The sequence below is a fragment of the Rhizobium sp. Root1212 genome (assembly GCF_001424985.1).
GTDB lineage: Bacteria > Pseudomonadota > Alphaproteobacteria > Rhizobiales > Rhizobiaceae > Pararhizobium.
The window spans coordinates 650,162-662,750 of record NZ_LMDA01000001.1 but is presented as its reverse complement, the minus strand read 5'-3'; the positions used below and the strand labels follow the sequence as shown (position 1 = coordinate 662,750).

Sequence of the window (12,589 nt, the reverse complement as noted above, 5' to 3'; positions counted from 1 at the left end):
GTTTCATTAATCTTCGTTAAAATAGCACGCAGCCCCTGGAACAAAGGGCGTTGCGCCGCGTTTTCCGTTGGATTTCCGAAACCATCAGGAGGAATGCGCCATGCTATACTGGCTTCCCAGGCTCTGCCTGTTCGCGTTGATCGGTGTCGTGCTCGGCCTCGGCGCCTTGCCGGCGACATCAGAGGACATTGCCAACACGCTGATCGTGGTTCTTCTGGGCCTCGGCCTGTTTTCCGTCACGCTGAACGTCTTTCCGCCGGAACACCACTGACGCCATCGTCAGATTTCGCTTGAAGGCTGTTTCCTTTTTCAGGGCAGCCTGTACTCTCCCGCCGGGCTTGTCGCCCGGCATGCGTTGAAGGGGAGGGGGCGATGGGGAGCGTGCCGACCGGGTTTTCCCGGACCGTGCCCCTCAGCCTGTTTGCGGGCGCTCTCTTGTTGTTGGGTCTCGTGGTATCGGCGCTGGTTTTCGCTAATATGACCCGCAACAACTCCGCCGAGGCGCTTCGCACCGCGCGGTTGAACCAGCGGGCACTGCTGCTTCTCAGCCTGCTGCAGGATGCCGAGACTAACGCGCGCGGCTATATTCTCACCGGCCATGAAGTCTACCGGACGGAATTCGAGCGCGCCGGCGCGCTGGTGCGGCTGCAGATGGATAGCCTGCGCGACAGCCTGCAAAAAAACCGAGCTTGGCGATAAGACGGTGCGCCGCCTCGGCGAACTCGTCGATCTGAAACTTGCTGAAATGACCCGCACCGCGGCGCTGAACGCCAGTGGCGAGAAGGGCGCGGCGGTTGCCACCGTCACCGGTGGCGAAGGCCGGCGCATCATGCTGGAGATCGAGCAGATCATCACCCGCGTCGATGCCGTCACGAGCAACCGGGGATACCAAAACATGCGCGCGCTGACGGATGCGACATGGATGCTGCTCGCCACCATTGCCATTGGCGCGGTGCTTCTGGTCCTGCTCGTCGGCGGAGCCATGCGCCTGGTCATGGAGCATTCGGCGCAGATCGAGACGGCGCGGCGCTCGCTTTCCGAACAGAACGATACGCTGGAAACCCGCATACGCCAGCGTACCCGACACCTGGAGCGGGCAAACCGCGAGTTGCAGAGCTACAGCTATATCGTCAGCCACGACCTGCACGCCCCGCTGGTCAATATCATGGGCTTCACCGCCGAGTTCGAGCGCGCCGCTCAGGCCTTCAGGGCTTTCCTCGACACGTTTCCCGCAGGCGACAGCCCGGCAGAGCGCGAGGCGCGCGAGGCCGTTGACGTCGATATCCCCGAAGCGCTCGGCTTCATCCAGTCCTCGACCCGCAAGATGGACGAACTGATCAGTCAGATCCTGAAGCTCGCCCGCGCCGGCAGCCGGCAGTTCAACGCCGAGCCGTTAGAACTTACGGCGCTCTTTGCCGAGATCATTGCCATATCGAAGCACGAGGCCGACGCGATGGCCGCGACGATCGAGATTGCGCCGGGTTTGCCGGCCGTTCGCTCCGACCGGCTTGCATTGCAGCAGGTTTTTGGCAACCTTATCGACAATGCGTTGAAATATGCGGCGCTCGGCCGCGCCCCCGTCATCCGCATATCCGCAAGGATTGACGGCGAGGAGGCGGTGGTCGAGGTCGAGGATAACGGTCGCGGCATTGCCGCGGGCGATCTGGAGCGGATATTCGAGCTGTTTCGCCGGTCCGGCCCGCAGGATCGTGCGGGCGACGGCATCGGGCTCTCCCATGTGCGGGCGCTGACCCGGCGTCTCGGCGGCGATGTTACCGTCCGATCCGTGCTGGGCAAGGGAACCACCTTTACCGTCACGTTCCAGGCGGTGCTGCGGCAGAAACAGGAGGCGGCGGATGACAGCGGTACAACCGGTCAGGATCATCATGGTCGAGGATGACGAGGGACACGCGCGGCTGATCGAAAAGAATATCCGGCGGGCCGGCGTCACCAACGAGATCGTGCCGTTTCCCGACGGGTCTTCCGCCCTTGCCTATCTGCTTGGCGAGGACGGCACGGGTGCGGCGCATGCCGGCCGGCCGCTTCTTCTTCTGCTCGATCTCAATCTCCCCGATATGACCGGGCTGACCATCCTCGAGCGCCTGCGTGTGAGCCCGCATCTGCGCCGGATGATGGTGATCGTGCTCACGACGACGGACGACCCCGCCGAAATCCACCGCTGCTACGATCTCGGCGCCAATGTCTACGTCACCAAGCCGATGCAATACGAGGCCTTCGTCAATGCGATCAGGCAACTCGGCCTGTTCCTTTCCGTCGTCACCGTGCCCGAGGTTCCCTGATGGCTGATGCGGGAAGGGCGATCACGGTTCTCTATATCGATGACGACGAGGCACTGGGCGTGCTCCTGCGCAAGAACCTCGGCCGGCTCGGGCTGACGGTGGTGAGCGTGGCGGACGGGCGTTCGGCGCTGGCGCGGCTTGAGGACGGCGATATCGATGCCGTCGCGCTCGATCATTTCCTGACCGGCGAGATCGGCCTCGATATCCTGCCGGAAATCCTCGCCCGGCCGGATCACCCGCCGGTCGTCTACGTTACCGGCCTCGGCGAGACGGCGGTCGTCGCCGAGGCCCTGCGCCGCGGCGCCGTCAACTGGGTGACGAAAAACATCTCTTCCGATTTCTTCGTTCGGCTGGCCGAGGCCCTGACCGAGGCGGCGCGGCGTCACTCCCGCGAAACCTGACAATCCCTTGCCGGAACTTTTCGGCCACTGCCGCGTTTAGCGGCGTCTGTGCGGAAGCCTTCCGTGGACGGATAAGGGAGTGCGGCATGGGGGCGACGATGTCCGAAGCGGGACAAGCGAAATTAAAGCGCAGATATGCCGATATCGAATCGGAGGTCATGGCGGCGGAACTTGTTCTTGCCGCGCCGCCGAAGGCCGGGCTCGACCTCGTCGTCGCCTGGAGCATCGTCGGCAGTTTCATCATCATGGCCTGTGCGGTCATCTATTTCATGGAAACGATCCTGATGCCGGTGGTGCTGGCGATCGTCGTCGGCATGGTGCTCGGGCTTGCGGCCGATCGGCTGTCGAAATTCGGCGTGCCGCCGGCAGCTGGCGGCCTTATCCTCGGCCTCGTCTTCGTCGTCGGACTGTTTCTGCTCATCAATGCATTGATCGAGCCCCTGTCCTCCCTGGCGAGCGAAGCGCCGGGCATGCTGGAGCGGGTCATGGAGCGCATCCTGCCCTATCTCGAACGTTTCGAATGGGTGCGCGTTGCGCTCGCCGGAACGGACGAGAAGGCGGTTGCAGACGTCGCCATGCAGAATGCCGGCTCCATGCTCGGCATCGTTGCCTCCGGCGTCACCCCTGCCTTCGTCCAGACGCTGATCTTTCTTGCGGCATTGGGTCTCTTCCTGCTTGGCCGTGCGCAATTGCGCAAGACGATCATCCTCGCCTTCGCCACCCGCGAACGCCGCCTTGCCGCCATCCGCATCATGAATGCGATCGAAAGCGCGGTCGGTTTCTATTTCTCGACAGCAAGCATCATCTATCTCGTGCTCGGAACGATCACCGCGCTGATCGCCTTCGTCGGCGGTCTCACAATGGCGCCACTCTGGGGTCTGTTTGCCTTCGTCTCCAGCTTCATTCCCTATCTCGGCGTAACCGCCATGACGATCGCTCTCTTCGTGGGCGGCTTGATGGTGCATGATTCCTTGCTGCTGGCCATCGCTCCGGCAGCGGGCTTCTTCCTGTTGCACCTCGTCATGGAAAACCTCGTGACGCCGGCCATTCTCGGCCACCGGCTGGAGATCAATCCGTTTCTGATCTTTTCGGCGATCATCTTCTGGACATGGATGTGGGGCGCGGTCGGCGCGATGCTCGCCATGCCGCTGTCGCTGATCGCCATGACGATCTTCGAGGAGGTGCGCCCGCATCCGCCGGAGCGGCAATTGCCGGCATGATTTTGTGTAACGGAGTATGACGGATGCTTGACATCATGCCGGACGACCAGTCTCAGGACGACCTCCATGCCGGATCGAGCCCCTGGGGACGAGGAAGGCATGGCCCGCAGACGCGCCCACTGACCGAAAGCACCAAGGCGGACGTGCTGGTCGTGGGTGGCGGTATCACCGGCTCCATGGTGGCGCAGCATCTGGCCGCGCGCGGCCTGGATGTCGTCATCGCGGACCGGGAGCGTCCGGGACTCGGCAGCACCGCTGCAAGCACGGCGATGCTGCTCGGGGAGATAGACCGCAGCCTTGAGGAACTCACGGCCGTCTACGGTTTCGAAAGGGCTGCCGCCATCTACCGGCGTAGCCTTGCCGCTATGCAGGGGCTTGGTGCGCTGGTCGCCGGGCTTGGCATCGACTGCATCTTCCGCAATCGCCCGACGCTTTACATCACGGCGGAAGATATGTCCGGCAGCGCTCTCGTCGAAGAGCATCGGCTTCGGCAGAGGGCGGACTTGCCGGGCGTCCATCTGGGTCACGCCGATCTTCTGTCCGGCTTCGGGATCGATCGGGCAGCGGCGATTTATTCGCCGGGCGCGGCGGAAGCCGATCCGCTGCTGATGTCATGGGGTCTGCTGACGGATGCGATCTCCCGTGGCGCGCGGCTGCTGGACGCCAATATCAAGACCTATGATCACGGGCCTTCATCCGTAGTCGCGGTGACGGACGACGGGCGGGTTGTCGAGGCGCGGCATGTCGTGCTCGCCACCGGCTACGTCATGCCCGATTTCGTGAAAAACGGTCTCCACGAGACGGTTTCCAGCTACGCGATCGCCACCGTGCCGCAAGCGGACAGGGCTCTCTGGCCCGAGCACGCGCTCATATGGGAAGCGTCGGAGGATTATCTCTATTGCCGCACGACGGCGGATGGCCGTATCGTCATCGGCGGCGGTGACGACGCAACGACGGATGCCGACCAGCGCGCCGCAAAACTGGCCGGCAAGACGTGGTTTCTCGAAGAGAGCCTGCGCCGTCTCTGGCCGAAGGCCGAGCCTCGTGCCGCCTGTAGCTGGTCGGGCGCCTTTGGAACGACCTGCGACGGCCTGCCGCTGATCGGCCCGGTGCCGTCCATGCCGAGGATATTGGCCGCCTACGGATATGGCGGCAACGGCATCACCTTCAGCTTCATGGCCTCGCGCATGCTGGCCGCCTATATCGCCGGCCAACAGCAATCCTGGTTCGAGACTTTCGCGCTCGATCGCGATCCCCCCGGACTCTGAGCGGTCTTCAGCCTTTGCGCGACGCGTTGGCGTTTTCGTCGAAGAACAGCGCCTGGCTGATCAGCGCCTTGACCATGTCCGGGTTGAACGGCTTGGTGACGAGGAAGGCCGGCTCCGGCTTGGTGCCGGTCAGGAGCCGTTCCGGGAAGGCGGTGATGAAGATCACCGGCACCGTTGCGCCAGCCAGGATTTCGTTGACGGCATCTATGCCCGAGCTGCCGTCGGCAAGCTGGATGTCGGCAAGGATCATCTTCGGCCGTGTTTCGGCAAACAGCGAAACGGCCTCCTGATGGGTGCGCGCCACGCCGGCCACCCGGTGGCCGAGGCTCGAGATCATGTCCTCGATGTCCATGGCGATCAGCGGCTCGTCCTCGATGATCAGGATGTCGGTCGCGACCTGCTGCGAGATGTCCTGCGAGGCGCGGTCGAGCAAGGCTTCCGCCTCGGCCTCGGAAACGCCGAGGATCGTAGCGGTCTCGCTCGTCGAGAACCCTTCGACGGAGGCAAGCAGGAAGGCTTTTCTGGCCGCGGGCGAGATGCGCGCGAGATTTTCAGCGGCCTTGTTTTCCCAACCGAAGGGCGAAGGCGTATCCGGCAGGGTGATCGTCACCTTGTCGATCTGGCTGCAGAACAGCTTGTAGAGGCTGACGCGGTCGTTTGAGCCTTGCGGAAACAGCGAGATGTCGGCGATCAAGGCCTCCAGCACCGCGGCGACATAGGCGTCACCGGAGGCTTGCGATCCGCTCACCGCGCGCGAAAACCGGCGCAGATAAGGCAAATGGGCGGCGATGCGCATTGAAAGTGACATTTTAGACTTCCTTCAGTATGATGCCCCACAATTTTCATGGCTCCGATGTCCAGAAATTGTCTTGCGCAGTGTTTTGACCATGTTTTTCGGCCGATGGAAAGATTGAGGCGATGGAAGAAGGCAGGAAAGGATATTGTCCACCGGCTGCAGGGCGTGAGCCATGCGGCGGCAACGGGCATATCAGGCGTGGTCTATGAGTGACGTTCCGAAACATCAGCGCATGACGGCCGGCGCCGGCCGTGGGGGCAGGGCCGATTCCAACGGCCAGATCGCCTCGAAACTCAAGGCCCTTTACAATGCGGTGGAGCAGGAACCGATACCCGACCTGTTTCTCGATCTTCTGGAAAAGCTGGATCGCGCCGAGCGTGCCGCCAAAGGCTGAGGCCTGGCTTGATCTTCCACTGCGACCGCCGTTGGACGTCGCAAAAAAACGGGCCGAAGACCGGCCCGTTTTCTCATCCATGTTTGTTTGCCTTAGCAGGCTGCTTCGTAGCGGCGGCCGTAGCGGTCGCGGTAGAGGCAGCGGCCCGGCTCGTTGGCATTGCCGATCAGCGCACCGGCGACGCCGCCCACGGCAGCACCCACGGCCGCGCCGCGCACATTGCCGGTCGCAACGCCACCGATGACGGCGCCTGTGCCGGCGCCGATAGCTGCGCCCTTTTCCGTCTGGGTGCAGGCGGCGAGCGGCATGATGAGGGCCACGGCGACAAGAATCTTTTTCATGACAGGGTTCCTTTTGACTGGTTTGGGGGGCGACGAATGGCGTGTGCCGGACGGATCAAATCCGCCCCATCAGCACGAGAATGAGGATGATGACCAAAACGAGGCCAAGCCCGCCAGACGGTCCGTAGCCCCAGGAGCGGCTATAGCCCCAGTTGGGCAGAGCGCCGACAAGCAGCAGGATCAGGATTATCAGGAGAATTGTGCCGAGCATGGTGTGTCCTCTTCGGGTTCATGGCCATAGGACGCCGCACGTCCGGTCGGACGTTGGAACGGTCTATCGCCGAGGGGGCCGCTTCATGATCCCGGACCGAAACGGAGGAGATGCATGGCACGGCATTCTTGCTGTCACGAGAACGCCTTCGGCTTGTTTTTGTTCCCGAACTCGGCCGCCTGCGATAACAGTTTTGTGACGGCGGCCGTCGCCGACGGCCGGGAACGCCGGCCGATCCGGGCGTTCAGCGGACCGAACAGCAGGAAGTGGGACACCAACCGGTCCACCTGCTCGCGCGCCTCGGCCATCGGCAGGTGGCCGACATCGTTGAGGATCGCCGTTTGTACGCGGCTGAGGCCTCCGGAAAGATGCAACTGATGGGATGGCGGCACGATACGGTCGCGCGCGCCGATGATGTTGAGCACCGGCACATCGATATCGGCAAGCTCGCCAAAGACCGAGGTCGAGGACATCCAGGAAACGAAGGCGGCGATCTCGTCGGGCAGGGAGTTGAGCAGGCTGTCGCGCACCTCCTCCATTGCCGTGAGCGCTTCTTCCGTTTCCCATGCCCGCGTCTGGTCGAAGACGCAGTCATTCGCGCCCCAGCGGAAGTTTTCACGCGAGGAAATCCATCGGGTGAAGAAGGTGATGAACAGCATGCGCCCGAGCAGCGGCAGCCGGAGGATGCGGGCGGCGATGCGCTCCTGCCCCTCGAAACGGCCGCAGGCGAAGGCGCCCATCAGGATGACGCTTGAAACGAGGTCCGGCCGGTGGCGGGCAAGCAGCAGCGAGACGAAGCCCCCGGTCGAATGGCCGATCAGCGTCACCGGTTCGCCGCCGAAATCGCGTTCGATCGCCTGGGCATAGGCGTCCACGATCTCCGCAGTGCGAAGCGGCAGGGTCGCATCTTCGAGCGACCAGGGGCTGTGGCCGGGCAGGGGATAGGCGACAGAACACCCCTGGCGGACGATGGCCGGGGCGAAATAATTCCAGAAGGCGGGAGACATGACCATGCCGTGAATGAACACGGTCTTCATGCCTGCTTCGCGGGAGAGCCAGAGAGGATTTGGTGCTCGCAGCATGACGGACGCTTTCGTTTGTCGTCCGCACCTTTGCTGGATTGGAAGAGCGCGCGGTTCGGGCACGTTTCGCGAAGATCGCGGATGGTCCGCCAGCGCAAGGCCGGACGTGGAAGAGAACGAATGAGCCGAAAAAATGTTCCGAGCCGGTGGTTCTTCCGAAGAAGAAACGCCCGGTCTTTTGCCGGGCGTTTCCAACGATGAGGCATGATCCGGCGGCGGGAGGCTGCCGCTATCGACGCCCCTTTTCCTTTTCCGTTCTCTCCGCCGTTTCGAGCTTGTCGAGAAGTTGCACGAAAACCCCTTCGGTCTTTACGGCAGGCTCGTTGAAGAGATCCCGGAGCGTGCTGCCGATATGGAGGTTCGTTTCGCGCATCCGCGCCGGCTGGCGCAGCGTCGCCGAGGCTGATTTCCAGAGGTTGGATGTGGATACGGTCATATACTTATCTCTCATTTGCGAGTTCGCTTTCACAACGCATCCCGGAAGGTGAGGTTCCGAGAAACCGGTGGCGAAACCGTGTCGAAACGGGTCAACTTCGGCAAACGTGGTTAAGAGATCCTTTCCGCGACCGTCCGATCAAAGGCGTTCCGAGCGGCTGGAACAAAGCCCTGGTTCAGGCGTTTCTTGGAAGACCTTTATGAACCAAGGAGAATATCGATGCTTTACTACGCTCTTGTCTTTCTCGTCGTTGCAATCATCGCCGGTGTACTCGGTTTCGGCGGTATCGCCGGCGCGTCTGCGGGTATTGCCCAGATCCTGTTCTTCCTGTTCCTGGCATTCCTGGTGATCTCGCTGGTAGTCGGTCTTATGCGCCGGACCTGATGCACACGCACAAACATTTCTGAAGGAGGCGGCCTGCGGGCCGCTTCTTTTTTGTGTGGCGTCGGCTGCTTGATGAAGCCCGCGGCCTTGGCTATGGGTGACCATCTAAGCCCGCGGAGATGCCCGAAGTATGAAGACCGATATCGTTGTTCTGGGTGCCGGGATCGTGGGCCTTTCAAGCGCCATTCATCTGGCCCGCCGCGGCAAATCGGTCGTGCTGCTGGACCGGCGTGGAGCCGGCGAGGAGACCTCCTACGGCAATGCCGGCCTGATCCAGCGCGAAGGTGTTTTCCCCTACGGTTTCCCGCATGATTTCGGCGCGCTGTTCCGCTATGCGTTGAACAACACCATCGATGCCCATTATCATCTCAAGGCCTTGACAAGCCTCGTGCCGTTCCTGGCGCGCTACTGGTGGCATTCCGGTTTCACCCAGCACAATCGCATCGCCCGCGCCTATGCGCCGCTGATCGAAAATTCGATCACCGAACATGCCGACCTGATCAACGCCTCCGGCGCCGGCGAACTCATCCGCAAGGACGGCTGGATGAAAGTGTTCCGCACGGAAAAGGCGCGTGATGCTGCCTATAAGGAAGCCGAGGCGCTCTCGATCGGCTACGGCGTCAACCACCAGAAGCTGTCTGCAGCCCAGCTGAAGGTGCTGGAGCCCTCGATCACCGCCGATCTCGCCGGCGGCCTGCGCTGGACCGATCCGTGGTCGATCCGCGATCCGCACAGCCTCAACAAGGCCTATCTCGCCTATTTCCAGTCGCTCGGCGGCCGGCTCGTTTCGGGTGATGCCGCAACGCTCGAACACATTCTGGAAGGACCGGGCTGGCGCGTCGCAACCCCGGAAGGCCCGCTGGAGTCAAACGAGGTCGTCGTCGCCCTCGGCCCCTGGGCCAATACCGTCACCCGCAAGCTCGGCTATCACTTCCCGCTCGCCGTCAAGCGGGGCTATCACATGCATTACGGCACGCAGGAAGGTGCAAAGCTCAACAACTGGGTGCTCGACGCCGAGAAGGGCTATTTCCTGGCGCCGATGCTGCGCGGCATCCGGCTGACGACCGGGGCCGAATTCGCCTTCCGGGACTCGCCGAAAACCCCGGTGCAACTCACCCGTGCGGAACCCGTCGCCCGCGCCTTCTTCCCGCTCGCCGAACGACGCGACGAGGAACCGTGGATGGGCGCGCGCCCCTGCACGCCGGACATGATGCCGATCATCGGCAAGGCGCCGCGCCATCAGGGTCTGTGGTTCGCCTTCGGCCACGCTCACCACGGTATGACGCTCGGCCCGGTGACCGGCCGGGCACTGGCGGAAATGATCACCGGCGACAAGACCGTCATCGACATGAAGCCTTACCGTCCAGACCGCTTTCTCGCCTGACTGCACGAATTTTTTTCGAAAGGTCGCGGAACCGGATCGTCCTTCGAGCGTTTTGCGGGTTGGCTCATGGCGAGGCATGGGCCGGCACTCGTTAGTGGGAGCGGCATTCTCATGAAAAACCAGGCTATCGTCCACGGCATGGAAGCCGTGGGCGTGCTTATGCCGGATGGCGACCGTTTTCGGTTCATCGCGGTGAAGTTCAGCGTTTGGGCGCTGGACGGCAGTCTTTACGATACACCGGCAGAAGCGCAGGCTGCCGTGCAGGCGCATTTTGCCGGCGCACGGAAAAAGGAGGCGGCGGCTCGGGATTCCGAGCCGCATAGTTTCCCGACCGCGGAGGGCTATCACGCCTTTGCGGACATGCGCGCCGCATTCAGCGAATAGGACATGAGACCGGTCGGCTTGAATGCCGATCGGTCTTACGGGTCTTCGTAGCCGGAGGCGCGGATATCCAGCCGGTATGTTCCCGGATCGGTGCCGAACAGCAGCGCGCCGGATGTGCTGGAGAGGGCCGGCACGTAATCGAGCGTGACTTCGCGCTCCTCGACCAGCCGGTCCTGGTCATAGAGCCGAGCCGTCACCGGCACCGCCGCCGCTGTCCGTTGCCCGCGATTGACGATAGTGAAGGCGATGCGGTGGCCGCCTTCGGTGCTTTCGAATGTGCCGGCCTGCACAACAAGTTCCGGCTTGCCGTCCTCTTCGCCGGCCGCCTGCCAGGCAAGCCAGCCAACCATCGTCAGCACCAGCGCGGCAGAGACAAGGCCGGTCGCCCATTCGAGCCAATGGGCTTTACGCCCCAGGGGCTTGCGAGAAGGCTTTGCGGAGCCGGTATCGTCAGGCATCGTCGTCCTTTCTGTCACAGGATAAGCCGCGCGGCGGCAGCACCGATAGCGCCGGGGAAGGCGAGCACGATCATCGCCATGATCGCGGGCGTGGCGCCGACATTGTCGAGCCGGCCGAAGGTCCAGAGCGCATAGAGACTGATCAGCAACGCGATCACGTAACCCGGCAGGGTAAAGCGGATGAAGGCGTGCCATTGCGGCGTGCCGGGTTCGATCTCATGTCCGCCCTTGAAGGAGACGGCATAGACGAAGCCGTGCATCAGCACGAGCGAGAGCGCGACAACCGCGAGCGCATGCCAGTCAGTCATCTTGTAGGAAATCAGGATCATTTCCTCCGTCGGCGCCATGTTGAGATTGAGGAACAGCGCACCGACCGCCATCAGCAGCAACTCGCCGCCATAGCTCGCATCGTCGTTGCCGCTGTCCTGGTGCGCACTTTCGAGCTGGCTCCGGCCGAGCAGCGCACCGATGCTGGAGGGCACGGCCTGAATGGCGATCTTGCCCAGAATTTCCGATGCCGGCATGGCCGGCTGTAACAACCGGAAAAGCAGCAGAACGAGCGCACTGGTGAGAATGCCCAACCCATAGGCGATGAAAGCGTCACGAAGGTCTTCCTTCAAGTCGAAGGTTTCCTCGAAGCCGACTTTGTGGGCGATACCGACCAGAAGCGGCAGCGCCACCACCAGAAGCAGCACGAGCCGCCATCGATCCATGGAAAAACCGAGTTCCCACATTTCCATGGTCATCTGCATCGGCAGCGCAAACAGAAGAGCGCCGCCGATACCGCGGCCAAGACCGATGATGAAATGACCCGGAACGGGAACCGTGTCCCGTCCCTCTTCGCTGGCATTGCTTTTTACGGTGCCGGCCTTCACGCCCTTATTCGTCCCAGTCCGAGGGCAGGCCGGCATCGGCGGCCCGGAGCGTCAGCCGGTTGTGCACGCTGCGCACGCCGGCCACACGCTGGATCGTCATGCCGACACGCCGCCGGTCTTCGGCGGTATCGACTTCGCCTTCCAGCGTGACCACGCCTTCATCGATCTGCACTTCGAAGCTGGAGGTATCGATGTCGGCGTCTTCGAGCCTGTCGTTGATGGTTTCTTCCAGCACGTCGTCGGCAATGTCCCGGTCGGGATCGTCCTTGATCAGATCAGGCCCGCCGCGGGAGCGGATCGCCGCATCGCTGCCGGTCTCGAAGCCGGGATTGCCGGTTTCGTCGAAATTTTCGTCGGTCTCGCCATAGGCTTCGTTACGGGCCGAGCTGTCCAGGTCGGGTTGCGCATCGGCATAGGGCCAGCCGTCATCGATATCGCGCTCCTCGTAGTCGCGATAATCCGCCTCGCGGCTCGTGGGCTCGCCATCGCCGGCATCGTGCGGAAGGGGGCGTTTGATCTTGTCCATGGAAGTCTCCTGTCTCTAGGATTGTGGACATAAACGCAGCCGGGCCATGCTTGGTTTCGCGACGGGCGGCAGATCCTGGCCCCTCGATGCAAAAAAAACGGAAGCATCGCTGGATGCTTCCGTTTTTTG

Annotated in this window: 19 protein-coding genes; 11 read left to right on the top strand and 8 right to left on the bottom strand. The window is 62.6% G+C overall.

Annotated elements, in window-relative coordinates:
* Positions 1-100 precede the first annotated feature (100 nt).
* The 7 genes from ASC86_RS26185 to ASC86_RS03175 all read left to right on the top strand — a co-directional run bounded on the left by ASC86_RS26185 (position 101) and on the right by ASC86_RS03175 (position 5,189).
* Positions 101-271 carry a hypothetical protein gene (locus ASC86_RS26185; RefSeq protein WP_200943767.1) on the top strand — a complete coding sequence of 57 codons (171 nt, stop codon included), beginning with the start codon at positions 101-103 and terminating at the stop codon, positions 269-271.
* A 101-nt stretch (positions 272-372) separates the two neighbouring features.
* Complete coding sequence (locus tag ASC86_RS03200; protein ID WP_056315889.1) at positions 373-699, top strand: CHASE3 domain-containing protein; 327 nt, start codon at positions 373-375, stop codon at positions 697-699.
* A gap of 4 nt (positions 700-703) precedes the next feature.
* Positions 704-1,900: an ATP-binding protein gene (locus tag ASC86_RS03195; RefSeq protein WP_056315886.1), complete on the top strand. Its 1,197-nt coding sequence runs from the start codon at positions 704-706 to the stop codon at positions 1,898-1,900.
* Complete coding sequence (locus ASC86_RS03190) at positions 1,857-2,300, top strand: response regulator (RefSeq protein ID WP_056315883.1); 444 nt, start codon at positions 1,857-1,859, stop codon at positions 2,298-2,300. Before ASC86_RS03195 ends, ASC86_RS03190 begins: the two co-directional genes overlap by 44 nt.
* Entirely contained in the window at positions 2,300-2,701 is a 402-nt protein-coding gene (locus ASC86_RS03185) for a response regulator (RefSeq protein WP_056315881.1), read from the top strand. Before ASC86_RS03190 ends, ASC86_RS03185 begins: the two co-directional genes overlap by 1 nt.
* A gap of 158 nt (positions 2,702-2,859) precedes the next feature.
* Complete coding sequence (locus tag ASC86_RS03180; RefSeq protein WP_244477511.1) at positions 2,860-3,921, top strand: AI-2E family transporter; 1,062 nt, start codon at positions 2,860-2,862, stop codon at positions 3,919-3,921.
* A 23-nt stretch (positions 3,922-3,944) separates the two neighbouring features.
* Positions 3,945-5,189 carry an FAD-dependent oxidoreductase gene (locus tag ASC86_RS03175; RefSeq protein ID WP_056315878.1) on the top strand — a complete coding sequence of 415 codons (1,245 nt, stop codon included), beginning with the start codon at positions 3,945-3,947 and terminating at the stop codon, positions 5,187-5,189.
* A gap of 7 nt (positions 5,190-5,196) precedes the next feature.
* Here the strand turns inward: ASC86_RS03175 and ASC86_RS03170 are convergent, their stop codons facing one another.
* On the bottom strand, positions 5,197-5,997 hold the full coding sequence (locus ASC86_RS03170) for a response regulator (RefSeq protein ID WP_056315875.1): 801 nt from the start codon (positions 5,995-5,997) through the stop codon (positions 5,197-5,199).
* Between the two features lie 220 nt (positions 5,998-6,217).
* Here ASC86_RS03170 and ASC86_RS25540 point away from each other — a divergent pair, with 220 nt between their 5' ends.
* Positions 6,218-6,379, top strand: a complete 162-nt coding sequence (locus ASC86_RS25540) for a NepR family anti-sigma factor (protein WP_200943774.1) — start codon at positions 6,218-6,220, stop codon at positions 6,377-6,379.
* Positions 6,380-6,471: 92 nt separating this feature from the next.
* On the opposite strand, the gene ASC86_RS03165 is transcribed toward ASC86_RS25540, so the two are convergent.
* The 4 genes from ASC86_RS03165 to ASC86_RS03155 form a co-directional block, all read right to left on the bottom strand.
* Entirely contained in the window at positions 6,472-6,720 is a 249-nt protein-coding gene (locus tag ASC86_RS03165; RefSeq protein WP_056315871.1) for a YMGG-like glycine zipper-containing protein, read from the bottom strand.
* A gap of 55 nt (positions 6,721-6,775) precedes the next feature.
* Complete coding sequence (locus ASC86_RS24925) at positions 6,776-6,931, bottom strand: DUF3309 family protein (protein WP_082509844.1); 156 nt, start codon at positions 6,929-6,931, stop codon at positions 6,776-6,778.
* A 134-nt stretch (positions 6,932-7,065) separates the two neighbouring features.
* Positions 7,066-7,968 (bottom strand): alpha/beta hydrolase, encoded by a 903-nt coding sequence (locus tag ASC86_RS03160; protein ID WP_056315865.1) that lies wholly within the window; start codon positions 7,966-7,968, stop codon positions 7,066-7,068.
* Positions 7,969-8,242: 274 nt separating this feature from the next.
* Positions 8,243-8,449 (bottom strand): hypothetical protein, encoded by a 207-nt coding sequence (locus ASC86_RS03155; protein WP_056315861.1) that lies wholly within the window; start codon positions 8,447-8,449, stop codon positions 8,243-8,245.
* Between the two features lie 219 nt (positions 8,450-8,668).
* Here ASC86_RS03155 and ASC86_RS24920 point away from each other — a divergent pair, with 219 nt between their 5' ends.
* From ASC86_RS24920 to ASC86_RS03145, 3 genes are all read left to right on the top strand, one after another.
* Positions 8,669-8,833, top strand: coding sequence for a DUF1328 domain-containing protein (locus ASC86_RS24920; protein WP_025426013.1), 165 nt, complete (start codon positions 8,669-8,671; stop codon positions 8,831-8,833).
* A gap of 130 nt (positions 8,834-8,963) precedes the next feature.
* Positions 8,964-10,217 (top strand): FAD-binding oxidoreductase, encoded by a 1,254-nt coding sequence (locus tag ASC86_RS03150; RefSeq protein ID WP_056315857.1) that lies wholly within the window; start codon positions 8,964-8,966, stop codon positions 10,215-10,217.
* Positions 10,218-10,328: 111 nt separating this feature from the next.
* Positions 10,329-10,601, top strand: coding sequence for a hypothetical protein (locus tag ASC86_RS03145; protein WP_156386879.1), 273 nt, complete (start codon positions 10,329-10,331; stop codon positions 10,599-10,601).
* Positions 10,602-10,636: 35 nt separating this feature from the next.
* Here the strand turns inward: ASC86_RS03145 and ASC86_RS03140 are convergent, their stop codons facing one another.
* The 3 genes from ASC86_RS03140 to ASC86_RS03130 all read right to left on the bottom strand — a co-directional run bounded on the left by ASC86_RS03140 (position 10,637) and on the right by ASC86_RS03130 (position 12,460).
* Positions 10,637-11,059 carry a hypothetical protein gene (locus ASC86_RS03140; RefSeq protein ID WP_056315853.1) on the bottom strand — a complete coding sequence of 141 codons (423 nt, stop codon included), beginning with the start codon at positions 11,057-11,059 and terminating at the stop codon, positions 10,637-10,639.
* A gap of 14 nt (positions 11,060-11,073) precedes the next feature.
* Positions 11,074-11,862 (bottom strand): TIGR02587 family membrane protein, encoded by a 789-nt coding sequence (locus ASC86_RS03135; RefSeq protein WP_056318181.1) that lies wholly within the window; start codon positions 11,860-11,862, stop codon positions 11,074-11,076.
* Between the two features lie 76 nt (positions 11,863-11,938).
* A complete protein-coding gene (locus ASC86_RS03130) occupies positions 11,939-12,460 on the bottom strand; it encodes a BON domain-containing protein (protein WP_056315851.1) in 522 nt (173 codons plus the stop codon).
* Between the last annotated feature and the right edge of the window lie 129 nt (positions 12,461-12,589).